At 69.8% G+C, this 22,215-nt stretch carries 22 protein-coding genes; 8 read left to right on the forward strand and 14 right to left on the reverse strand.

Annotated elements, in window-relative coordinates:
• The first annotated feature begins 40 nt into the window (after positions 1 to 40).
• Together FGD71_RS25945 and FGD71_RS25950 are read left to right on the forward strand one after the other, a co-directional pair.
• Entirely contained in the window at positions 41 to 910 is an 870-nt protein-coding gene (locus FGD71_RS25945; protein ID WP_119102937.1) for a deoxyribonuclease IV, read from the forward strand.
• Positions 911 to 1,060: 150 nt separating this feature from the next.
• Entirely contained in the window at positions 1,061 to 1,585 is a 525-nt protein-coding gene (locus tag FGD71_RS25950; protein WP_119102938.1) for a DUF4396 domain-containing protein, read from the forward strand.
• 36 nt (positions 1,586 to 1,621) lie between these two features.
• On the opposite strand, the gene FGD71_RS25955 is transcribed toward FGD71_RS25950, so the two are convergent.
• Positions 1,622 to 2,254 carry a sulfite oxidase-like oxidoreductase gene (locus FGD71_RS25955; RefSeq protein WP_119102939.1) on the reverse strand — a complete coding sequence of 211 codons (633 nt, stop codon included), beginning with the start codon at positions 2,252 to 2,254 and terminating at the stop codon, positions 1,622 to 1,624.
• A gap of 156 nt (positions 2,255 to 2,410) precedes the next feature.
• On the opposite strand from FGD71_RS25955, the gene bfr reads away from it, so the two are divergent.
• Positions 2,411 to 2,890 (forward strand): bacterioferritin, encoded by a 480-nt coding sequence (bfr, locus tag FGD71_RS25960; protein WP_119102940.1) that lies wholly within the window; start codon positions 2,411 to 2,413, stop codon positions 2,888 to 2,890.
• A gap of 79 nt (positions 2,891 to 2,969) precedes the next feature.
• Here the strand turns inward: bfr and FGD71_RS25965 are convergent, their stop codons facing one another.
• Positions 2,970 to 3,278 carry a (2Fe-2S)-binding protein gene (locus tag FGD71_RS25965; RefSeq protein WP_119102941.1) on the reverse strand — a complete coding sequence of 103 codons (309 nt, stop codon included), beginning with the start codon at positions 3,276 to 3,278 and terminating at the stop codon, positions 2,970 to 2,972.
• Positions 3,279 to 3,444: 166 nt separating this feature from the next.
• Complete coding sequence (locus tag FGD71_RS25970; protein ID WP_119102979.1) at positions 3,445 to 4,797, reverse strand: class II 3-deoxy-7-phosphoheptulonate synthase; 1,353 nt, start codon at positions 4,795 to 4,797, stop codon at positions 3,445 to 3,447.
• A 145-nt stretch (positions 4,798 to 4,942) separates the two neighbouring features.
• Here FGD71_RS25970 and FGD71_RS50220 point away from each other — a divergent pair, with 145 nt between their 5' ends.
• Both FGD71_RS50220 and FGD71_RS25980 read left to right on the forward strand, forming a co-directional pair.
• On the forward strand, positions 4,943 to 4,999 hold the full coding sequence (locus FGD71_RS50220; RefSeq protein ID WP_360166934.1) for a trp operon leader peptide: 57 nt from the start codon (positions 4,943 to 4,945) through the stop codon (positions 4,997 to 4,999).
• 119 nt (positions 5,000 to 5,118) lie between these two features.
• On the forward strand, positions 5,119 to 7,014 hold the full coding sequence (locus tag FGD71_RS25980; RefSeq protein ID WP_119102942.1) for an anthranilate synthase family protein: 1,896 nt from the start codon (positions 5,119 to 5,121) through the stop codon (positions 7,012 to 7,014).
• A gap of 212 nt (positions 7,015 to 7,226) precedes the next feature.
• Here the strand turns inward: FGD71_RS25980 and FGD71_RS25985 are convergent, their stop codons facing one another.
• The 4 genes from FGD71_RS25985 to FGD71_RS26000 all read right to left on the reverse strand — a co-directional run bounded on the left by FGD71_RS25985 (position 7,227) and on the right by FGD71_RS26000 (position 11,325).
• Entirely contained in the window at positions 7,227 to 8,255 is a 1,029-nt protein-coding gene (locus FGD71_RS25985; RefSeq protein WP_119102943.1) for a 6-phosphofructokinase, read from the reverse strand.
• Between the two features lie 169 nt (positions 8,256 to 8,424).
• Entirely contained in the window at positions 8,425 to 9,102 is a 678-nt protein-coding gene (locus tag FGD71_RS25990) for a response regulator (protein WP_119102944.1), read from the reverse strand.
• A gap of 85 nt (positions 9,103 to 9,187) precedes the next feature.
• On the reverse strand, positions 9,188 to 10,396 hold the full coding sequence (gene macS, locus FGD71_RS25995; protein WP_420878348.1) for a MacS family sensor histidine kinase: 1,209 nt from the start codon (positions 10,394 to 10,396) through the stop codon (positions 9,188 to 9,190).
• A 32-nt stretch (positions 10,397 to 10,428) separates the two neighbouring features.
• Positions 10,429 to 11,325 (reverse strand): lysophospholipid acyltransferase family protein, encoded by an 897-nt coding sequence (locus tag FGD71_RS26000; protein ID WP_240436772.1) that lies wholly within the window; start codon positions 11,323 to 11,325, stop codon positions 10,429 to 10,431.
• Positions 11,326 to 11,489: 164 nt separating this feature from the next.
• Between FGD71_RS26000 and FGD71_RS26005 the strand changes: the two genes are divergently transcribed.
• Both FGD71_RS26005 and FGD71_RS26010 read left to right on the forward strand, forming a co-directional pair.
• Complete coding sequence (locus FGD71_RS26005; RefSeq protein ID WP_119102946.1) at positions 11,490 to 12,362, forward strand: alpha/beta hydrolase; 873 nt, start codon at positions 11,490 to 11,492, stop codon at positions 12,360 to 12,362.
• On the forward strand, positions 12,355 to 13,029 hold the full coding sequence (locus FGD71_RS26010; protein WP_119102947.1) for a hypothetical protein: 675 nt from the start codon (positions 12,355 to 12,357) through the stop codon (positions 13,027 to 13,029). The genes FGD71_RS26005 and FGD71_RS26010 overlap by 8 nt, the downstream gene beginning before the upstream one ends.
• Before the next feature lie 61 nt (positions 13,030 to 13,090).
• Here FGD71_RS26010 and FGD71_RS26015 read toward each other — a convergent pair whose 3' ends face one another.
• The 6 genes from FGD71_RS26015 to FGD71_RS26040 form a co-directional block, all read right to left on the reverse strand.
• Complete coding sequence (locus FGD71_RS26015; protein ID WP_119102948.1) at positions 13,091 to 13,843, reverse strand: endonuclease/exonuclease/phosphatase family protein; 753 nt, start codon at positions 13,841 to 13,843, stop codon at positions 13,091 to 13,093.
• 161 nt (positions 13,844 to 14,004) lie between these two features.
• Positions 14,005 to 14,958: an ROK family glucokinase gene (locus tag FGD71_RS26020; RefSeq protein ID WP_119102949.1), complete on the reverse strand. Its 954-nt coding sequence runs from the start codon at positions 14,956 to 14,958 to the stop codon at positions 14,005 to 14,007.
• A gap of 53 nt (positions 14,959 to 15,011) precedes the next feature.
• Positions 15,012 to 15,521, reverse strand: coding sequence for a DUF5304 domain-containing protein (locus tag FGD71_RS26025; protein ID WP_119102950.1), 510 nt, complete (start codon positions 15,519 to 15,521; stop codon positions 15,012 to 15,014).
• A gap of 152 nt (positions 15,522 to 15,673) precedes the next feature.
• Positions 15,674 to 16,852 carry an ArsA family ATPase gene (locus FGD71_RS26030; RefSeq protein ID WP_119102951.1) on the reverse strand — a complete coding sequence of 393 codons (1,179 nt, stop codon included), beginning with the start codon at positions 16,850 to 16,852 and terminating at the stop codon, positions 15,674 to 15,676.
• A gap of 181 nt (positions 16,853 to 17,033) precedes the next feature.
• A complete protein-coding gene (locus FGD71_RS26035) occupies positions 17,034 to 17,477 on the reverse strand; it encodes an SRPBCC family protein (protein WP_119102952.1) in 444 nt (147 codons plus the stop codon).
• 109 nt (positions 17,478 to 17,586) lie between these two features.
• Entirely contained in the window at positions 17,587 to 18,378 is a 792-nt protein-coding gene (locus FGD71_RS26040) for a metallophosphoesterase family protein (RefSeq protein ID WP_119102953.1), read from the reverse strand.
• Between the two features lie 299 nt (positions 18,379 to 18,677).
• Here FGD71_RS26040 and FGD71_RS26045 point away from each other — a divergent pair, with 299 nt between their 5' ends.
• Complete coding sequence (locus FGD71_RS26045; RefSeq protein WP_119102954.1) at positions 18,678 to 20,474, forward strand: AMP-dependent synthetase/ligase; 1,797 nt, start codon at positions 18,678 to 18,680, stop codon at positions 20,472 to 20,474.
• Between the two features lie 19 nt (positions 20,475 to 20,493).
• On the opposite strand, the gene FGD71_RS26050 is transcribed toward FGD71_RS26045, so the two are convergent.
• Positions 20,494 to 22,158, reverse strand: coding sequence for a GMC oxidoreductase (locus tag FGD71_RS26050; RefSeq protein WP_478131364.1), 1,665 nt, complete (start codon positions 22,156 to 22,158; stop codon positions 20,494 to 20,496).
• Between the last annotated feature and the right edge of the window lie 57 nt (positions 22,159 to 22,215).

Below are 22,215 nucleotides of genomic sequence, written 5' to 3' on the forward strand. Positions count from 1 at the left end.
CGCCGCCGGACCGCCAAAGACCTCGTGACACCCTGAGCGGGTGAGCATTCAGCAGTCCCGCAACCCCGTCGGCGGCCACGTCCCCGTGGCCGGTGGCCTCGCCTCCGTAGGGCTCTCGTACGCGCGCGATCTGGCCGCCGAGGCCGTTCAGGTCTTCGTCGCCAACCCGCGCGGCTGGGCGACACCGCCGGGGAACCCGCGTCAGGACGAGGAGTTCCGCGCGGCCTGCGCCGCCGGGGCGATCCCCGCGTACGTTCACGCGCCCTATCTGATCAACTTCGGCTCGCACACCGAGGCGACCGTCGAGAGGTCGGTGGAGTCGCTGCGGCACTCGCTGCGCCGCGGGCGCGAGATCGGAGCGCTGGGCGTCGTCGTGCACACCGGTTCGGCGACCGGCGGGCGGGAGCGGGCGGTCGCGCTGAAGCAGGTACGCGCGTACCTGTTGCCGCTGCTCGACGAGCTGACCCACGACGACGACCCGTACCTCCTGCTCGAGTCGACCGCCGGGCAGGGCGCCTCGCTCTGTTCCCGCACCTGGGACTTCGGGCCGTACTTCGAGGCGCTCGACGCCCATCCGAAGCTGGGCGTCTGCCTGGACACCTGCCACGTCTTCGCGGCGGGTCATGACCTCACCGGGCCCTCAGGAATGCACCAGACCCTCGACCTGCTGGTGGAGACGGTCGGTGAGGGGCGTCTGAAGCTGATCCACGCCAATGACTCCAAGGACGTGGTCGGCGCCCACAAGGACCGCCACGAGAACATCGGCGCCGGCCACATCGGCGAGGACCCGTTCCGTGCCCTGATGACCCACCCGGCCACGGAGGGCGTACCGCTGATCATCGAGACGCCCGGCGGGAAGGAAGGGCACGCGATGGACGTGGAACGGCTCAAGAAACTCCGCGACGCCTGACCCAGGCCGGAAGCTCCGAAGACCTCGCGTACCTCCCGCAGAACTCATGTGCCTCCGGTAGCGGACACCCCTCTTGAGGAAATACCCCTAGGGGGTATACGGTTCACCGCAGTGAGCAGGAACCGCTACCGGGCCTTTGGGGGGCTACTCATGCAGCACGACACGCACGACGCGCACTCGAACGAAGCGCACTCGAACGAAGCGCACACGCACGACGCGCACGCGCACGGCATCGGCAAGGTCAGCTGGAGGATGGCCGCACAGGCGACCCTCCACTGCCTCACCGGGTGCGCCATCGGCGAAGTGCTCGGCATGGTGATCGGCACCGCGCTGGGCTGGGGCAACGTGCCGACGATGACCCTGGCGATCGTGCTGGCGTTCTTCTTCGGCTACTCACTCACGCTGCGCGGAGTGCTCAAGGCCAACGTCGGGCTGAAGGCCGCGATCCGGGTCGCCCTCGCCGCGGACACCCTCTCCATCACCGTGATGGAACTGATCGACAACGGCGTGATCGCCTTCTGGCCGGGCGCGATGGACGCCCATCTCGCGGACCCGATGTTCTGGTGGGTCCTGGCCATCGCACTGGCAGCCGCCTTCGTGATCACCCTGCCTGTGAACAAGTGGATGATCGGCCGCGGCAAAGGCCACGCGGTGGTGCACCAGTACCACCACTGACGCACGGGCACCGACGCACGGGGAAGACGACAGGAATCAGAGCTCGGGGCCGTCCCCGGGCTCTTCCTGGTACGAGTAGCGCTGCTCCCGCCAGGGATCGCCGATGTTGTGGTAGCCGCGCTCCTCCCAGAAGCCACGGCGGTCGGCGGTCATGTACTCGACACCCCGGACCCACTTGGGGCCCTTCCAGGCGTACAGATGGGGCACCACCAGGCGCAGCGGGAAACCGTGCTCCGCGGTGAGCAGCTCGCCGTCCTTGTGGGTGGCGAAGATCGTGCGCTCCGACGCGAAGTCGGTGAGGCGAAGGTTCGAGCTGAAGCCGTACTCGGCCCAGACCATCACATGGGTGACGCTGGGGGCGGGCGGCGCGATCTCCAGGATCGTACGGGCCGGAATGCCGCCCCACTCGGCGCCGATCATGCTGAACTTCGTCACGCAGTGCAGATCGGCCACGACCGTGGCGTAGGGCAGGGCCGAGAACTCCTCATGGTTCCAGCAGTGCTTCTCTCCGTCGGCGGTCGCGCCGAATACCCTGAATTCCCAGCGCTCGGGACGGAACTTGGGTACGGGTCCGTAGTGCGTGACCGGCCAGCCGCGTTGCAGTCGCTGTCCTGGCGGAAGCTGTGACTGTGCCGCGTCTCCAGATTCGCGCTCCACCGGCTGCCCCATACCTCCATCCTGACAGACCAATGACGGTGCAGATGACCAGGCCTGTCCCGATTCGGGCAACTCCTACTAAGCCTGCACTTACTGGACCAGCCCTCGGCGCCGGTGCAATCATGCGCGGCATCCTGCCAGTCCCCCCGCTTGGAAGGAGCCTTTGCGATGCAGGGCGACCCCGAGGTCATTGAATTCCTCAACGAGCAGCTGACCGCCGAGCTCACCGCGATCAACCAGTACTTCCTGCACGCGAAGATGCAGGAGAACTTCGGCTGGACCAAGCTCGCGAAGTACACGCGATCCGAGTCCTTCGACGAGATGAAGCACGCGGAGGTGCTCACCGACCGGATTCTCTTCCTGGAGGCCCTGCCGAACTACCAGCGGCTCTTCCATGTCCGGGTCGGGCAGACGGTCACGGAGATGTTCCAGGCGGACCGGCAGATCGAGGTGGAGGCGATCGACCGCCTCAGGCGCGGGATCGAGGTGATGCGGAACAAGGGCGACATCACGTCCGCGAACATCTTCGAGTCGATCCTCGCGGACGAGGAGCATCACATCGACTATCTGGACACCCAGCTGGAGCTGGTGGAGAAGCTCGGCGAGGCGCTCTACATCGCCCAGCTCATCGAGCAGCCGGACAGCTGAGCGGCGATCTTCGAACGGCAGTCTTCGAACGGCAATCTTCGAACCGCGGCCCGGCGGGCCGGGAGCGGTGGGAGCGGGGCTAGGCCGCTTCGCGCAGCGCCTCGTCCAGCTCGGCGGCCTCCGCGATCTCCGAAACCTCTGCGACCCCCGTCAGAACAGGCATGCCCTGATCGGCCTGCTCACCGCGGGGGCAGGCGGACCGGCCCAGCAGTGCCTGGATACGCCGGACGCAGGAGCCGCAGTCCGTGCCCGCCTTGCAGGCCGACGCGATCTGGCGGGGAGTGCAGGCGCCGTCCGCCGCGTGCTTCTTCACCTGCGCCTCGGTGACCCCGAAGCAGTTGCAGACGTACACGCGGTTCACCTCCCCGGCGGAGTTCGTAGGCGCCATCCCGATTCCTCGGTGAGGCTAACCTAACCTTACCCGCCACAGGAAGGCCGCAAAAGAGCGAGGGGCGCGGATCGTATGTGATCCGCGCCCCACCGCGTGCTTCTGTCACCACCGGCGAACAACCGGCCCGCCACTGGCGGCGCCACTGGCGCCGTTACCGGCCCCGCTACTGGTCGCGGTACATCTCCGCCACCAGGAACGCCAGGTCCAGGGACTGGCTGCGGTTCAGGCGCGGGTCGCAGGCCGTCTCGTAGCGCTGGTGCAGGTCGTCGACGAAGATCTCGTCGCCGCCGCCCACGCACTCGGTGACGTCGTCACCGGTGAGCTCGACGTGGATGCCGCCCGGGTGGGTGCCCAGCTCCTTGTGGACCTCGAAGAAGCCCTTCACCTCGTCCAGCACGTCGTCGAAGCGGCGGGTCTTGTGACCCGAGGCCGCCTCGAAGGTGTTGCCGTGCATCGGGTCCGTGACCCAGGCCACCGTGGCACCCGAGGCGGTGACCTTCTCGACCAGCTCGGGCAGCTTGTCGCGGACCTTGTCGGCGCCCATGCGGACGATGAAGGTCAGCCGGCCCGGCTCACGGTCGGGGTCGAGACGCTCGACGTACTCCAGCGCGTCCTCGGCCGTCGTCGTCGGGCCCAGCTTGATCCCTATCGGGTTGCGGATCTTCGAGGCGAACTCGATGTGCGCGTGGTCCAGCTGGCGGGTGCGCTCGCCGATCCACACCATGTGCGCCGAGACGTCGTACAGCTGCCCGGTGCGCGAGTCGACGCGGGTCAGCGCCGACTCGTAGTCGAGCAGCAGCGCCTCGTGCGAGGAGTAGAACTCGACGGTCTTGAACTCCTCCGGGTCGGCCCCGCAGGCGTGCATGAAGTTCAGCGCCTGGTCGATCTCTCGAGCCAGCTGCTCGTAGCGCTGCCCGGACGGGGACGACTTCACGAAGTCCTGGTTCCAGGCGTGCACCTGGCGCAGGTCGGCGTAGCCGCCGGTGGTGAAGGCACGGACCAGGTTCAGCGTGGAGGCGGAGGCGTGGTACATCCGCTTCAGCCGCTCGGGGTCCGGCACCCGGGCCGCCTCGGTGAACTCGAAGCCGTTGACGGAGTCGCCGCGGTAGGTCGGCAGCGTCACGCCGTCGCGGGTCTCGGTCCCCTTGGAGCGCGGCTTGGAGTACTGGCCGGCGATGCGGCCCACCTTCACGACCGGCACGGAGGCCGCGTACGTGAGGACGGCGCCCATCTGGAGCAGGGTCTTGAGCTTGTTACGGATGTGGTCGGCGGACACGCCGTCGAAGGCCTCGGCGCAGTCGCCGCCCTGCAGCAGGAACGCCTCGCCCTTGGCGACGGCTCCCATCCGGGCGCGCAGCTGGTCGCACTCGCCCGCGAAGACGAGCGGCGGATACGACTCGAGGTCCGCGATCACTGCGCGCAGAGCCTCGGTGTCGGGGTACTCGGGCTGCTGCGCCGCGGGCAGGTCTCGCCAGGTGTTGCCAGCGCTCGCGCTGGACTTAGCGTTCACGGTCACGTCGTCCACATTACGGGGTCATGTCGGGCGTCCAGCCGTCTGCTCATCAATTGAGACAGTCAGCGCTCGACCGGAACGGAAGGTTCCGGAGCCCGACGCCGAGAAGCCCAGCGCACCGGGCAGGGCATGGGGTATGGTGCGGCGCATGTTCGCGCACAGCAACCAGACCTGGTGGTGGACCGCTCGTCCGGCGGCCCACTGACTGCGCGTATCCAGACATCGCGAAGGCCGCCCGAGGGGCGGCCTTCACTGTTTCCACCAGCCGGTTTCCGAACCAGCCGGACACGGGCCGTTCCTCCCTCCCACGAAGGAAGGAACCCCATGCTCATCGCTCAGCTCCTGGCCGATCACCGGCCCTTCGCCCTGCTGCGCCGCCGCACCCCAGGCCACGACCACCACACCGTCGAAGTCCTGGTCGGCCCGGTCACCCCGTACGAGCGGCTCGCCGACATCCCCGACGAGGGCCTGGCCCTCATCCCCTTCCGCCAGATCCGCGAGCGCGGATTCGACGTCCGAGACGACGGCACGCCGCTCGCTGTCCTGACCGCCGAGGAGCGATACGAACTCCCCCTGGAACAAGCCCTGTCGGAGCTGCCCTCGCACGAAGTACGCGTCGAGGGCGGGGCCTTCGACGTCACCGACGACAGATACGCGGAGATCGTCGGTCGCGTCCTGAGCGAGGAGATCGGCCGGGGCGAGGGCGCGAACTTCGTCATCCGGCGTACGTACGAGGGTGACATCCCGGGGTTCGGCAGGGCCGACGCGCTCGCCCTGTTCCGCCGGCTGCTCGTCGGCGAGCGGGGCGCCTACTGGACCTTCGTGGTGCATACCGGAGAGCGGACGCTCGTCGGGGCCAGCCCTGAGGTGCACGTCCGGATGTCCGGCGGGACGGTCGTGATGAACCCCATCAGCGGGACGTATCGCTATCCGGCCGAGGGGCCGACCCCCGAGGACCTGTTGGACTTCCTCGCCGACGGCAAGGAGATCGAGGAGCTCTCCATGGTCGTCGACGAGGAGCTCAAGATGATGTGCACGGTCGGCGACATGGGCGGGGTCGTCATCGGGCCGCGGCTGAAGGAGATGGCCCACCTCGCCCACACGGAATACGAGTTGCGGGGCCGCTCCTCGCTCGACGTGCGCGACGTCCTGCGCGAGACCATGTTCGCGGCGACCGTGACCGGGTCGCCCGTGCAGAACGCGTGCCGGGTGATCGAGCGGTACGAGCCCCTCGGGCGGGACGGTGCCGGACGCGGGTACTACGCGGGGGCGCTGGCGCTCCTCGGCCGGGACACGAACGGGGCGCAGACGCTGGACTCCCCCATCCTGATCCGTACGGCCGACATCACCACGAGCGGCCGCCTGAAGGTGCCGGTGGGCGCCACGCTGGTACGGGGATCGGATCCCGAGAGCGAGGTCGCCGAGACGCACGCCAAGGCGGCGGGCGTGCTGGCCGCGCTGGGGGTACGTCCTGGCCGCCAGGACACGGACGGCGTACGGCCGAGGCTGGCGGACGACCCGCGGGTGCGGGCGGCGCTCGACGGGCGGCGTGCCTCGCTCGCGCCGTTCTGGCTGCGGATGCAGGAGCGGGCGGCCGAGTTGGAGGGGCATGCCCTGGTCGTCGACGGCGAGGACACCTTCACCGCGATGCTGGCGCATGTGCTGCGCTCGTCGGGGCTGGAGGTGACCGTGCGGCGGTACGACGCGCCGGGGCTGCGGGAGGCGGTCCTCGCGCACGAGGGGCCGCTGATCCTCGGCCCCGGTCCGGGCGATCCCTCGGACACGGCCGATCCCAAGATGGCCTTCCTGCGCGCTCTCGCCGCCGAGGTGATCCGCGGCCACCGTCACCAAGTGCTCGGCGTCTGCCTCGGTCATGAGCTGATCGCGGTGGAGCTGGGCCTGGAGATCGTACGGAAGGACGTCCCGTACCAGGGCGCCCAGACGGACATCGACCTCTTCGGGCGGACGGAGACCGTCGGCTTCTACAACAGCTTCGTGGCGTACTGCGACGACGAGACCGCGACGGAGCTGGCCGCCCACGACGTGGAGGTGAGCCGCAGCGACGCCGGGGAGGTGCATGCGCTGCGCGGGCCCGGGTTCGCGGGCGTGCAGTTCCACCCGGAATCGGTGCTGAGCCTCAACGGCGCGGCTGTCGTACGGGAGTTGATCGGCGGGTTGCGTGGCGCCGACACGTTCGCCGGGCGACGGCCCGCCGTGTAGCGGGGGTCGTTCTTCGCCCCCGCCGCCCCTACCCATTCCCATCCCTGGGGGCTCCGCCCCAGACCCCGCTCCTCAAGCGCCGGAGGGGCTGAATTTCAGCCCGTCCGGCGTTTGAGGACGAGGCCGCAAGGCCGATAGCGGGGGTCTGGGGGCGCAGCCCCCAGGTACGGGATGGGACGGGTAGGGGCGGCGGGGGCGAAAAAGCTCCGGCCTCAGCCGAAGAAGACGCCGACCTCCTCGTACAGCTTCGGGTCCACGGTCTTCAGACGGGCCGTGGCGTCCGCGATCGGGACGCGGACGATGTCGGTGCCGCGCAGGGCGACCATCTTGCCGAAGTCGCCGTCACGGACGGCCTCGATGGCGTGCAGACCGAACCGGGTGGCGAGCCAGCGGTCGAAGGCGCTGGGAGTGCCACCGCGCTGGATATGACCGAGGACCGTCGTACGGGCCTCCTTGCCGGTGCGCTTCTCGATCTCCTTGGCCAGCCACTCACCGATCCCGGACAGCCGGACGTGTCCGAAGTCGTCCAGCGACTCGTCCTTGAGGACCACGTCCCCGTCCTGCGGCTTCGCTCCCTCGGAGACCACCACGATCGGCGCGTACGAGGCCCGGAAGCGGGAGGTGACCCAGGCGCAGACCTGGTCGAGGTCGAAGGGCTGCTCGGGGATGAGGATGACGTTCGCGCCGCCCGCGAGCCCGGAGTGGATCGCGATCCAGCCCGAGTGCCGGCCCATGACCTCGACGACAAGGACGCGCATGTGCGACTCGGCGGTGGTGTGGAGACGGTCGATGGCCTCCGTGGCGATGTTGACGGCCGTGTCGAAGCCGAAGGTGTAGTCGGTGGCCGAGAGATCGTTGTCGATGGTCTTGGGGACGCCGACGCAGGGGACGCCGTGATCGTCCGAGAGGGTGGCGGCGAACCCGAGGGTGTCCTCGCCGCCGATCGCGATGAGCGCGTCGACCTCCTGCTTCGCGAGGTTCTCCTTGATCCGCCGGACGCCGTTCTCGGCCTTGAGGGGGTTGGTACGTGAGGAGCCGAGGATGGTGCCGCCACGGGGCAGGATGCCGCGCACGGCCGGGATGTCGAGCTGAATGCTGTCGCCCTCGAGCGGACCACGCCAGCCGTCCCGGAAGCCGGTGAAGTCATAGCCGTACTCCTGTACGCCCTTGCGCACGATGCCCCGGATGACGGCGTTGAGTCCGGGGCAGTCGCCGCCTCCGGTCAGTACTCCGACCCGCATGGAAATGTCCCTTCGCCGCGGTTGCCTGGTAACGCTCACGCTAATCGTGATCCAGGTCACTCAGGCAGGGAAGGGGAGGTCAATTCTGGTGAATTGTGTGGGCGTTGATCATCCGCCTTCACTCGAAGGTGTAGTGCGGGCTACTTGGTTTACTCAGGTTTGCTCAGGTTTATTCGTCGTCGAGGCCGCGCTCTATCGCGTACCGCACCAGCTCCACCCGGTTGTGCAGCTGGAGCTTGCCCAGGGTGTTCTGGACATGGTTCTGCACGGTGCGATGGGAGATGACGAGGCGCTCGGCTATCTGCTTGTAGCTCAGGCCCTTGGCGACCAGGCGCAGCACCTCGGTCTCGCGGTCGGTCAGCTGCGGGGCCTTGGGCTTGTCCGCGCCCGGGGCGGGGGCCGGCTCGGAGGCCAGGCGGCGGTACTCGCCGAGGACCAGGCCCGCGAGGCCGGGTGTGAAGACGGGGTCACCGACGGCCGTGCGGCGTACCGCGTCGATCAGTTCCTCCGTGGAGGCCGACTTGAGCAGATAGCCGGTGGCTCCGGACTTGACCGCCTCCAGGACGTCGGCATGCTCACCGCTCGCGGAGAGGACCAGGACACGCAGGGCGGGATTGCCGCCGACGAGTTCCTTGCAGACCTGGACGCCGGGCTTGGCGGGCAGGTTGAGGTCGAGCACGAGGACATCGGGGCCGACGGCCTGGGCCCTGCGCACCGCCTGCTCGCCGTCGCCCGCCGTGGCCACCACGTCGAAGCCGGACTCGCTCAGGTCCCGGGCGACCGCGTCCCGCCACATGGGGTGATCGTCCACCACCATGACCTTGATCGGGCCCCGCTGCTCACTCATCACCACTCCACCTTCGCCATGGCCACCATCGCCTCTGTCATCGTCGGCCCGCCTCCACCACGGCCCCCGGACTCCGCCGTCGTCGTCATCGCTCCCCTGAAACCTTCGGCACCTTGAGTTCGACCTCGGTGCCCTGGCCCGGGATCGAGATCAGGTCGGCCGTGCCGCCGATGTCGCGGAGCCGGCCACGGATGGACAGGGCCACACCGAGGCGGCCCTCGCCCTCGGCCTGGGCCAGGCGGCCCTCCGGGATGCCCGGACCGTCGTCGCGTACGGTCACGATCACCGCGTCCGGCTCGTCCTCGACGAGGATCCAGGCGCGGGCGTCCTCGCCCGCGTGCCGGTGGACATTGTCGAGGGCGGCACCGACAGCGGCCACCAGCTCCTTCGCCACGGGCGGGGCGAGCGGCACGGGGGCGCCCGGCTCGGAGAAGGTCACCTTCGCGGTGGCGTATGGGGCCAGCATCGCGCGCAGGTCGCTGGGGCCGTCCTCGTCGGACTCGTCGGGCTCGTCCACCGCGCGCACCAGCGCCCCCTGGGCCGCGTCCTCCGAGATCCGGGAGGCGGGCAGTCCGCCCGAGACCAGCGTGCGCAGCGCCACTTCCTGTTCGCCCGCCATACGGCCCAGCTCCGCGGCGTCGCCGCCGAGCGCGGAGCCGCGCCGCTGCACCATGGCGAGTACCTGGAGGACGCCGTCGTGGATGTCTCGGGCCAGCCGCTCCCGCTCGCGGGTCGCGGCCTCGATCTCCAGGGCCCGGGCGAGGGTGCGCTCGGAGGCGCGGGCGACCTCGACGACGTACCCGATGGCGATGGACGCTACCCAGACGAGCAGCACGTTGTGGAGCGTGTCCTGGCTGAGGGCCTGGCGCTGCACGACGTTGGCGATGCCGACCAGCGTCGACGCGAAGGCAGCCCAGCGCCAGCCGCCCTTGATCGCGTACGCCAGGACCGCACCCGCGGTCCATATCGACGGCAGCGTGGGGCCGCCGCCCACGATCCGGTCGTGGGAGTCCGCGACCGGTGTGAGCAGGATGCCGACGAGCGCGACGGTCAGGTCGGCGGCGAGGAACGGCTTGGTGCAGCTCACCGCGCCCGCGACCTTGGGCAGGGTCGCCAGGGTCCACACGAAGAGCACGGCGAGGTAGGCGATGGCCACTTGGGGCCGTGCGAACTTGTCGTACGCGGAGACGAAGAGCCCGATCGCGTAGCACATCGTCAGTACGCGGTAGGCGGTGAGCGCGCGCCACAGCGGCTGCTCGACCGACATCCTCATGACTCTCTCGCGCTTGGCCATGTCCCCCATCCCCCCACCCCTGACGGACGCGCCTAGGAGCCGGACCGTTCCTGCTCGCCCTTGTTGCCCTTGTCGTCCTTATCGCCCTGATCGGCCGAATTGTCCTTCTCGGCCGTCCTGCCGCTCTGGTCCTTCTGGGCCTTCTGGCCCTGCTCGGCCGTCTTCTCAGCCGTCTTCTCGGCCGCCGTCTTCTCGGCTTCCTTGCGCGCCTGACCGGCCTGCTTCTGGGCCTGCTTCTCCGCCTTCGCCGCTTCCGCGATCTGCCGTTTGGCGGCGGTCGCGTAGATGTCGACGTACTCCTGGCCGGAGAGCTTCATGATTTCGTACATGACCTCGTCGGTCACGGCGCGCAGCACGAACCGGTCGTGTTCCATGCCCTGGTAGCGACCGAAGTCCAGCGGCTTCCCGATGCGGATGCCCGGGCGCATCAGCTTGGGGAGGACCTTGCCGGGCGGCTGGATCTTCTCGGTGTCGATCATGGCGACCGGAATGACCGGCGCGCCGGTGGCGAGCGCCACGCGCGCGAGGCCGCCGGGCTTGCCCCGGTAGAGGCGGCCGTCGGGCGAGCGCGTGCCCTCGGGATAGATACCGAACAGCTCGCCGCGCTCGATGACGTCGATACCGCTCTTGATCGCCGCCTCACCCGCGCCACGCGCTCCGGAGCGGTCCACCGGCAACTGACCGACCCCCTTGAAGAAGGCGGCGGTCATCCGGCCCTTGATGCCAGGCGTCGTGAAGTACTCGGCCTTCGCGATGAAGGTCACCTTGCGGTCGAGGACCGCGGGCAGGAAGAACGAGTCCGAGAACGACAGGTGATTGCTCGCCAGGATGGCGGGTCCCTCGGCGGGAATGTTCTCGAGGCCTTCCACCCAGGGCCTGAAGGCGAGCTTCAGGGGCCCTCCGATGGAAAACTTCACTGCGCCGTAGATCACCCGAGTGCCTCCTGTGTCCGTAGATCAGACCTTAACCCGGAGCACTGCCAATGGGTCCGACGGCCCTGGTCGGTGTCAGTGCCGTCGCGTACGGTGAAATACGCCTCGAAGTCTCGGGGCGATCGTCGCGTCGCCCCTTTCCGATGAACAGGAGACCGAAGGTGCCGGTCCTTCCTGGAGCCGAGCCGTACCGCCACGAGGGCGGAGAGGTGGGTGTCCTCCTCTGTCACGGCTTCACCGGTTCCCCGCAGCCGCTGCGCCCCTGGGCGGAGTATCTGGCGAAGCGCGGTCTGACGGTCTCGTTGCCGCTGCTGCCGGGCCACGGCACACGCTGGGAGGACATGCGGCTCACCGGCTGGCAGGACTGGTACGCGGAGGTGGACCGCGAGCTGCGCGCCCTGCGTGAGCGCTGCACCCAGGTCTTCGTCTTCGGGCTGTCCATGGGCGGCGCGCTCGCGCTGCGGCTCGCGGCCAAGTACGGGGAAGAGGTCAGCGGCATCGTCGTCGTCAACCCGGCGAACAAGGTGCACGGCCTGTCGGCGCGTGCCCTCCCGGTACTCAGGCACTTCGTGCCTACGACGAAGGGCATCACCAGCGACATCGCCAAGGAAGGCGAGGTCGAGATCGGCTACGACCGGGTGCCGCTGCACGCCGCTCACTCGCTGCGGAACTTCCTCCGGCTGGTCGACGGCGAGCTGCCGCAGGTCACGCAGCCGATGCTGCTTCTGCACAGCGTCCAGGACCATGTCGTACCTCTCGCCGACTCCGCGCGCGTCCTCGGCCGGGTGTCGTCCACGGACGTCACGGAGATCCTGCTGGAACAGAGTTACCACGTGGCGACGTTGGACCACGACAGGGACCGGATCTTCGAGGAGAGCTTCGCCTTTGTCGACCGGCTCACGGCCGGCACCGACAAGGAGGCCGAGTCCGGACGGGCGGACGAGGCGGACGAGGCAGACGAGGCGGACGGGACAGACAGGGTGGATCAAGTGGGTCAGGTGGGTCAGCAGGAAGGGACGGCCACTGGTGGCTGAGCACGACGCGGACCGCGAGCCCGACGAGAAGGACGTGCCGACCGGCGAGGAGCAGGGCCCGTCGTTCGACGAGGATGCCGCGTGGGCGGCGATCGTCGCCGGGTACGGCGAGGAGCCTCCGGACCCGCCCGGCGCCAAGCCCTTCAAGTCGGTGGAGGACCTGGCACTCCTGGACCCCAAGACCAACGACCCCGAGCCCAGGGACACCCGGGACGCGAAGGGCGCCAAGGGCGGCAAGGACTCCGAGGGCTCCGAGGGCTCCGAGGGCTCCGAAGCGGACTCCGAGGGCTCCGCTTCGGGCGACAAACCCGCGTCCGGGAAGCCGCTCGGCAGCTCCGTCGCCTTCGCGCCCGGCGTCGCGGGCCCCCGTGACTACAACACGCCCGAGCCGTCCGAGGACGACTACGACGAGGACGACGAGGGCCACTTCGTACCGCCCGAGCCGCCCCCGCTGCCCACCGCGGACACCACGGCCAAGTTCGCCTGGCTCGCCGTGCTCGGCGGCCCGATCCTGCTCCTGCTCGCCGTCCTGCTCGGCTGGAACATGACCTGGTGGCTGGCCACCCTCGGCATCGGCGGCTTCCTCGGCGGCTTCGCCACCCTGGTCGTTCGGATGCGCCCCGACGACGAGGACGACGACGACCCGGGGCGCGGCGCGGTGGTCTGAAGCCCGATGCTCCAGTCGCCCCGATAGCCCCAGGGCCTGTCGTCGAACTCCCGCCTGCGCCCTAGGCGACCGGAATTCTCAGGGCGGCCAGCACCGGCAGATGATCCGTGGCCGCCCGCAGATCGGCCTCGGTGACTCCCGGGACGGCGCGAGGCACCCCACAGCCGAGGACCTCGATGCCGTCCGTGGCGAAGATCGCGTCGATGCGCTGGTGGGGGTCCGTCGGCGTCGAGGTGTACTCGGCGCCCCAGGGAGCGGCCACCCAGCAGTCCTGGAGACTGGCGGCGAGGCGCCGGAACGTGCGCCCGTTCGGCCGTTCGTTGAGGTCGCCGCCCGCGATCGCGTAGGGGGTGTCGAGCGCGGCCAGCCGGTCGAGGAGCGTGCCGCCCTGCTCGTAGCGCTCGTCCTTCTGCAACGACAGATGACAGCTCAGTACGCCGACCCGCGCGCCCCCGAACCGGACGACCGCCGTGGCGAATCCGCGCCGGTGCAGACCCGGCGTGAGGGGCAGCAGTACGTCCTCGGTCCGCTCGATCGTCGCGCGCAGCGAACAGAGCAGCGCGGGCCCCGACGCGGTGGCCCCGCCCGACAGGATCACCTGCCCCGACGCGGCGGCGAGGCGGGCCAGTTTCTTGCGCCAGCGGAAGAAGCGCGGCGCCTCCTGGACCAGTACGAGGTCGGGTGCGCAGGCGCGGATCACCCGGGCGAGGGCGGCGGTGTCGTCGCGCATCGAGCGGATGTTGTAGCTCAGTACCCGGATGACGGCCGAACCGTCCGGCTCGGTACGGGCGTTGGGCAGCGGGGTCGTCGCCATGCCGATCAAGATACGCCGCAATTTTTCCGGCTCGGTCCTTCTCCGAGCCGCGGCGACCGGTGTCGAGAGCGCGAGCGTGCGCGCTCTCGACACCGGGACGCCTCTTCGGCTCACTGACCGGTGCCACCCGAAGGCGGACCGGTGCCGCCCGAAGGCGGGTCTCACATGATCGGGTCCGGCTCCCGGGCCAGGTCCGCGGCGCCCACCAGGCCGGCCTCGTTGCCGAGCCGGGCGGCGACGACGTCGGCGACGGGGCGCCAGTTGCCACCGACGAGCCAGCGCCGGTAGGACTTGCGGATCGGGTCGAGGACCAGCTCGCCTTCGTCCGAGAGACCGCCGCCGACGATGAACGCGGAAGGGTCGAAGAGCGAGGCCAGGTCGGCGAGTCCGGCGCCGGCCCAGCGGGCCAGCTCACGGTAGGAGTCCACCGCCACCGGGTCGCCCTGTCTGGCCGCCATCGAGATGTGCTTGCCCTCGATGCCGTCAGGGGTGCCGTCCCCGAGCGAGAGCAGGAGCTCGGCGTTCTCGGGCGTCGCGTTGGCCCGCTGTTTCGCGTACCGGACGAGGGCGCGCCCGGATGCGTACTGCTCCCAGCAGCCCTGGCTGCCGCAGCCGCACAGCAGACCGTCCGGGACCATCCGGATGTGGCCGAACTCCGCGGCGACGCCGAAGTGGCCCCGGCGCAGCTTGTTGCCGATGATGATGCCGCCGCCCAGGCCGGTGCCCAGGGTGATGCAGATGACGTTGCGGTGGCCCTTGCCTCCGCCGAACTTGTACTCGCCCCAGGCGGCCGCGTTGGCGTCGTTCTCCACGACGACCGGCAGGCCCACCCGGCTCTCGACCTCTTGCTTCAGCGGCTCCTGCCGCCAGTCGATGTTCGGCGCGAAGTAGACCGTGGAGCGCTGACGGTTGACGTATCCGGCGGCGCCGATGCCCACGCCCACGATCTCGTGCCCGGCCCGGGCACCCTCGACGGCAGCGGCTATGGCGTCCACGATGGCCTGCGGCGTGTTGGGGGTCGGCACCTTGAAGGTCGAGAGGATGTTGCCTTCCTCGTCGACCACGCCGGCCGCGATCTTCGTGCCGCCGATGTCGACGCCGATGGTGAGTCCCATGAATCCCTCAGTTCCGGTCGAGCCCCGCTACGGCCAACCGTACCCGAGCAGCTTCAGTCCAGGTCGATGTGCTCCCCGGGACCGGGCTCCTCGCCGGGCCCCTCGGGGCCGGAATCACGGGTCCAGCGCCGCTCCTGCGCCTCGACCGCGGAGCGGTACGCGGCGAGCAACTCGGAACCGGCCGCGGCCAGGTGGTCGAAGACGTCGGGGTTGCGCTCTATGACGGGCTCGACGGCGGCCTTGGCCTGCTGCACCACCTGGTTCACCATCTGCTGGGCGGCACCGCCCGCCACCGCGCCGAGCAGCGGCGACTGCAGGCCGGACAGCCTGTCGGCGACGGTGTCGACCAGCTTGCGCAGTTCCTCGGCGGCCGACCCCGGAGGGCGGCCGTACTGGCCGCGACGGCGGGCCTTCTCCGCGGCGAGGTCCTCCGCGCACGCCTTGGCCCAGGCATCGGCGTCGGTCGCACGCTCCCCCGGGCTCCCAGCTTCGCTCGACGAGCGGGGACCCCCACCGTCGAGCGCGTCATCCCAGGCATCGGACGTGGGGCGCTCATCGCTCATGGCGGACTCCAAGCATTGGCTCTGTACCACTCGACGTTACCCGAACGGCGGGACGCCGTTCACCGTGCCCGCGCGCATGGACCGGGACTCGGCCACCGGCCCCAGGGGCGCGGGACCCGGCCGGACTCGGCCGAACGCACGGCGGGACGTGGTCACCCGCCCTGCGGCCACAGGGCCGGGTCGGGCGCGAAACGGATGCGCAGTTCGCCGTCGCGCAGGGCGGCGCCGTCCACGGTGCAGCGGCGCAGGGCCGACGGCAGCGGGACGATCCGGCGGAACTGCCCGGCGGTGACGACGACTTCGTCACCGCGCCGGATGAGCTCGAGTTCCTCGCGTACGGCGCCGGGGAGCGGGATGTGCCATACGAGGACTCGGCCGACGCCGTCGTCGGCGAGCTGGCCGGCCACCGTCCACTCGACGGGCGGCGGGACGTCGACGACTCCGGGTACGGGGAGCTCGGCGAGATCGTCCGTGCCGCGCGGGTCGCGGCCGAGGTGCGGGACCTCGCATACGTCGTACGTCGCGCGCCACTCGTCCAGAGCCTTGCTCTGCTGGGCCGCGAGGGCCGCGAGCCAGGTGTCGGGGGACGCGTCGGGCAGGACCCGGTTCGCGACCAGGCCGTCGGCGCGCAGGCCGCGCAACGCGAGGCCGGTGGTGGCGGCGCGTACGGCGTCGGTGCCGGCCGGGCCCGGTTCGGCGACCAGGCGTACGGTCGTCGCCCGGTCCGCCATGACCGCCTCGACGGCGCCCAGTTCGAGGTCCCAGCGGGCGGCCGTCTCGTACAGCCAGTCCGCGGGCATCGGGACACCGGCGAGCCGGCCGAGGACGGGGCGCAGGGCGCGGGCCGCCTGGCGCTCCGCGGGCAGCAGGCGGCGGAGGTAGCGGCGCAGTTGTTCGGGGAGCGCGAGCAGGGCGAGTGCCTGCGGGGCGGGAGGCAGGTCGACGACCAGCAGGTCGTGCGTCTCCGCCGTCGCCGCGTCACGCAGCGCGCGCAGCAGGGCGAGTTCCTCGGCGCCGGGGAGCGGGGTGAGTTCCTCGGCTTCGAGGCGGGTGGCACCCAGCAGGTCCAGGGCGGAGGCCGCGCGCTCCTGGAAGGCGAGGAGGTCGTCCCGGAAGCTCTCTGTTGCGTCGGGGCGCCAGGCCGTCAGCCCCGGGGCGGCTTCGACGGGTTCCGGGCCGGTGGGCGTGCCGAGGGCGGCGCCGAGGCTGTCGGTGCGGTCCGCGCTCAGTACGAGCGTGCGGGTGCCCTGGCGGGCGGCCTTCACGGCGGTGGTGGCGGCGACCGTGGTGCGGCCGCTGCCGCCGGGGCCTGTGATCAGGATGGTGCGCATACGCTCCGCTCGGGGGTTGCTTACGGTTGAGCCGTTTTGCAGCGGCGCCCGGTGTTGTCGGGCTGTGCCCACCCTCCCCCAAGCTCTCGGCTTCGCTCGAGCAGGGGGACCCCCACCGCCCTGCGGAACGACTGCCCGCAGCGGTAGCGGAACGGCTGCCCACAGCGGTAGGCGGCGGTGGCTACTCGCCCCCGGCCTCCACCCTCTTCTTCAGGCCCGCCAGGGCCCGGTCGATGATGACCTTCTCCGCCTTGCGCTTGATCATGCCGAGCATGGGGATCTTGACGTCGACCGTCAGCTGGTACGTGACCTCGGTCGCGCCCGCCCCTGCGGGCTTGAGGATGTACGAGCCGTCGAGTGAACGCAGCATCTGGGACTTGACGAGGGTCCAGGAGACCTCGTGATCGCCGGTCCAGGTGTACGCCAGGGTCTGGTCGTCCTTGATGGCGCCGGCGTCCATGACGAGGCGCACCTGCTCGGCGCGGCCCTGGTCGTCGAGGGCGAGTACCTCCGCCTCCTTCACCTCGCCGGTCCAGTCCGGGTAGCGGGCGAAGTCGGCGATCACCCCCATGACATCGGCCGGTGCCGCCTCGATCGTGATGCTCGAGCTGGTGTATTCCGCCATCGCTGTGGCTCCTCCAGATGCGGTCCGGAAAGGGGGTACTTCTCAGGTCTTACCTGTGGATTCAGCGTGAAGGCTACCGCGCGGAGGGCGACTGACCATCCTCGGCCCACTACCACTCCAGAACCCACGGCTTCCCGGATCCGGCGAAGTGCCCGACGTTGACGCATTCGGTCGCGCCCACTCGCATCCGCCGCGCCAGCGGCTGATGGACGTGCCCGAAGAGCGAGTACCGCGGCCGGGTCCGCCGGATCGCGTCCAGCAGCGCCCGGCTCCCCCGCTCGAAGCGCCGCGCCACCGTGTCGTAGACGAGCTCGGGCACCTCCGGCGGAATGTGCGTGCACAGCACGTCGACCTCGCCGACGGCCTCGATCTTGGCCGCGAACTCCTCGTCGCTGATCTCGTACGGCGTGCGCATGGGTGAGCGCAGGCCCCCGCCGACGAAGCCGAACACCCGGCCGCCGATCTCGACGCGCTCCCCGTCGAGCACGGTGGTGCCGGGCCCGGCGTATTCCGCCCACAGGGTCGGCATGTCGACATTGCCGTACGTGGCGTACGTCGGCGTGGGGAACGCGGCGAACAGCTCGGCGTACTGCTTGCGTACGGCCTTCTCGATGGCGGGGCCGCGGTCGACGCCCGCCCACAGAGCGCGGCCGAACTCCCGCGCCTCCTCGTAACGCCGGGCGGTGCGCAACTCGACGAGGCGGTCCGCGTTCTCGGCGCCGAACAGATCGGGGAAGATGCCGCGCGAGTGGTCGGCGTAGTCGAGGAAGAGCACAAGGTCGCCCAGGCAGATCAGGGCGTCCGCGCCGGCACCGGCTCTGGCCAGGTCACGGGCGTTGCCGTGCACGTCGCTCACGACGTGGATCCGCGTCCTTCGGGTGCCGCCTTGTGTACCTGCCATGGCGATCAAGGGTAAGCCTGTGCAGCAAACGTGTGTAGACGCGGTCGGATCTGCGGTTACTTCCGCATCAGTAATGGCGTGGACTACCGTGCGTGGAGGAACGCCCACGCGTGTGACGCAGGGAACATCTCGTCGGACCCCCCTGTCGTAGAGGTGGTACTGACGGGTAACGTCCGGGCAGTCCATTCGTGCTCAGGGTTTCAACCATTATTGAGTCCCCGAGCACCTGCCCGACCCTTGGACCGCTCCGTCGCAACACACGAGGTCGTGGCGTCGGCGCCCTATGAGGAGCAGCAGTCTTGCGCGAGTTCAGCCTTCCGGCTTTGTACGAGGTCCCTGCGGACGGAAATCTGACCGACATCGTCCGCAGAAACGCCGCGCAGCATCCGGATGTCGCGGTCATCGCCCGCAAGGTGGGCGGCACTTGGACGGACGTCACGGCCACCGAGTTCCTCGCCGAGGTGCAGGCGGCCGCCAAGGGCCTGATCGCGTCGGGCGTGCAGCCGGGCGACCGGGTCGGCCTGATGTCCCGTACCCGTTACGAGTGGACGCTCCTCGACTTCGCGATCTGGAGCGCGGGCGCGGTCACCGTGCCGGTGTACGAGACGAGTTCGCCGGAGCAGGTGCAGTGGATCCTCAGCGACTCGGGCGCGACCGCCTGCGTCGTGGAGCTGGACACGCACGCCGCGTCCGTCGAGTCGGTGCGCGACCGGCTGCCCGAGCTGAAGCACGTCTGGCAGATCGAGGCCGGAGGCATCGAGGAACTGGGCCGCGCGGGCCAGGACGTGACCGACGAGACGGTCGAGGAGCGCAGCTCCACGGCCCGGGCCGACGACCCGGCGACGATCGTCTACACCTCGGGCACCACGGGCCGCCCCAAGGGCTGCGTGCTGACTCATCGCAGCTTCTTCGCCGAGTGCGGGAACATCGTGGAGCGACTGCGCCCTCTGTTCCGTACGGGCGAGTGCTCGGTCCTTCTCTTCCTCCCGCTCGCGCATGTCTTCGGGCGGCTCGTGCAGGTGGCGCCGATGATGGCGCCGATCAAGCTGGGCACCGTACCGGACATCAAGAACCTCACCGATGAACTCGCCTCGTTCCGGCCGACGTTGATCCTCGGGGTGCCGCGCGTCTTCGAGAAGGTCTACAACTCGGCGCGGGCCAAGGCGCAGGCCGACGGCAAGGGCAAGATCTTCGACAAGGCGGCGGACACGGCGATCGCGTACAGCCGCGCGCTCGACACCCCCTCGGGCCCGTCCGTCGGTCTGAGGATCAAGCACAAGGCCTTCGACAAGCTCGTCTACAGCAAGCTGCGCGCGGTGCTCGGCGGCAAGGGCGAGTTCGCGATCTCGGGCGGCGCCCCGCTGGGCGAGCGCCTCGGGCACTTCTTCCGCGGCATCGGCTTCACGGTCCTGGAGGGCTACGGCCTGACGGAGTCCTGCGCGGCCACGGCCTTCAACCCCTGGGACCGGCAGAAGATCGGCACGGTCGGCCAGCCGCTGCCCGGCTCGGTGGTCCGCATCGCGGACGACGGCGAGGTGCTGCTGCACGGCGAGCATCTGTTCAAGGAGTACTGGAACAACCCGGGCGCGACCGAGGAGGCCCTGGCCGACGGCTGGTTCCACACCGGTGATATCGGCACGCTCGACGAGGACGGCTATCTCCGGATCACCGGCCGCAAGAAGGAGATCATCGTCACCGCGGGCGGCAAGAACGTCGCCCCGGCCGTGATCGAGGACCGCATCCGGGCGCACGCGCTGGTCGCGGAGTGCATGGTGGTGGGCGACGGGCGGCCGTTCGTGGGCGCGCTGGTCACCATCGACGAGGAGTTCCTGGGCCGCTGGGCCGACGAGCACGGCAAGCCGGCCGGGTCCACCGCGGCGTCGCTGACTGAGGATCCGGATCTGCTGGCGGCGATCCAGAGCGCTGTCGAGGAGGGCAACGCCGCGGTGTCGAAGGCGGAATCGGTGCGGAAGTTCCGCATTCTGTCCTCCCAGTTCACCGAGGATTCGGGCCACCTCACGCCGTCGCTGAAGCTCAAGCGCAATGTGGTGGCGAAGGACTACGCGGACGAGATCGAGGCGATCTACCGGGGCTGAGCCCCTGCCCGGTCGGTCGTCATGGCGCGGTGTCCTCGACCAGGACCCGCGCCATCGTCCGTTCCGCGAGCGCGGTGATCGTCACGAACGGGTTGACCCCGATCGACCCGGGCACGAGCGAGCCGTCGGTGACGTACAGCTTCGAATAGCCCTTCACCCGGCCGTAGTCGTCCGTCGCCCTGCCCAGCACGCAGCCGCCCAGCGGGTGGTACGTGAAGTCGTCGGCGAAGACCTTGCTGGACGAGCCGAACAGGTCGTACCGGTAGATCGTGGAGTTGGCCGAGTTGATCCGGTCGAAGAGCTTCTTGGCCATGGAGACGGACACCGCGCTCTGGGCGGCGCTCCAGCCGAGCTTCGCCGAGTCGGTCGCGGAGTCGTACGTGAACGAGGCGCGCTGGGGATTCTTGGTGATCGCGAGGTAGAGGCTGACCCAGTGCTCCAGTCCCGTGGGCAGCGGGGCGATCTCGGCGAAGACGGGATTGGAGGTGTTCGCCCAGTCGTCGATGCCCATGACGGGCATGGTGGACTGGTTCTCGCCGACGGTGTCCCACAGGTGGTTGGCACGGCCGAGCATCACGTTGCCGTTCGTGCCCCAGCCGGCGCCGACGCTCGCGTTCAGGGCGGGCAGGGTGCCGGTCTCCTGGGCCCGCACCAGGAGTTCAGTGGTGCCGAGACTGCCGCCGCCGAGGAAGAGGTACGTACAGCCGTACTCCTTGGTCTCGACGACCTTGCCGGTGTTGTCGATCCGGTCGACGGTCACGACGTACGTCCCGTCGCTCGCTCTGCGGATGCCCTTGGCCCGCTCCATGGTGTGGATGGTGACGTTGCCGGTGCCCAGTGCCGAGGCGAGGTAGGTCTTGTCGAGGCTGCGCTTGCCGTGGTTGTTGCCGTAGATGACCTCGCCGGCGAGCGCGGACCTGGTGGCGGTGCCGGCGGCCTCGCGCTGCATATGGCCGAAGTCGTAGACGCTCGGGACGAAGGTGGTCTTCAGGCCGGCGTTCTGGGCGTGTTTGCGGGAGATCCGGGTGAAGCGGTACCACTCCGTGGACTCGAACCAGGCGGGGTCGACGGTGTTGACGCCGAGCATGGAGCGGGCGCGCGGGAAGTACGTGCTGTACATCTCGGCGGTGTCGACCGTGGGGAACTGCTCGGCGAAGTACGACTGGGGCGGTGTGACGGCCATGCTGCCGTTGACCAGTGAGCCACCGCCGACGCCCCGGCCCACGAACACGGACATGTTGGCGAAGCGGACGCGGTCGAGGACGCCGGGATAGGGGCTGATGTCCTTGTTGACGACGTCCAGCCACAGGAAGGTGGCGAGCGGCGCCTCGGTGCGCGTGCGGAACCACATGGATCTCTGGTCGGGCGTGCGCGTGGAACAGAACACCTTGCCGTCCGGGCCGGGGGTGTTCCAGAGTCCGCCCATCTCGATGACGAGCGTGCGGATGCCGGCCTGGCCGAGGCGCAGGGCGGCCACGGCTGCGCCGTAGCCGGAACCGATCACGATCGCCGGGGAGTTGTCGACGGCCGCCGGTTCGGCGGCGTGCGCCGACTGGAGCCCGATGCGGGTGAGGCCGAGGGCCGCGGCCGTCTGGAGAGCGGCCATACCCAGGATTTGACGACGCGTCAGGCGACCTCTCGGGTAACCTGACGCCAGCTGACGATGGGTCAGTTTTTCTGTCATGTGCGCAGCATGGGCGGATTTCCGACGTCCGCCTAGAGGGGGCGCGCATATCCCTTG

Source organism: Streptomyces sporangiiformans, from assembly GCF_005768555.2.
Lineage (GTDB): Bacteria > Actinomycetota > Actinomycetes > Streptomycetales > Streptomycetaceae > Streptomyces > Streptomyces sporangiiformans.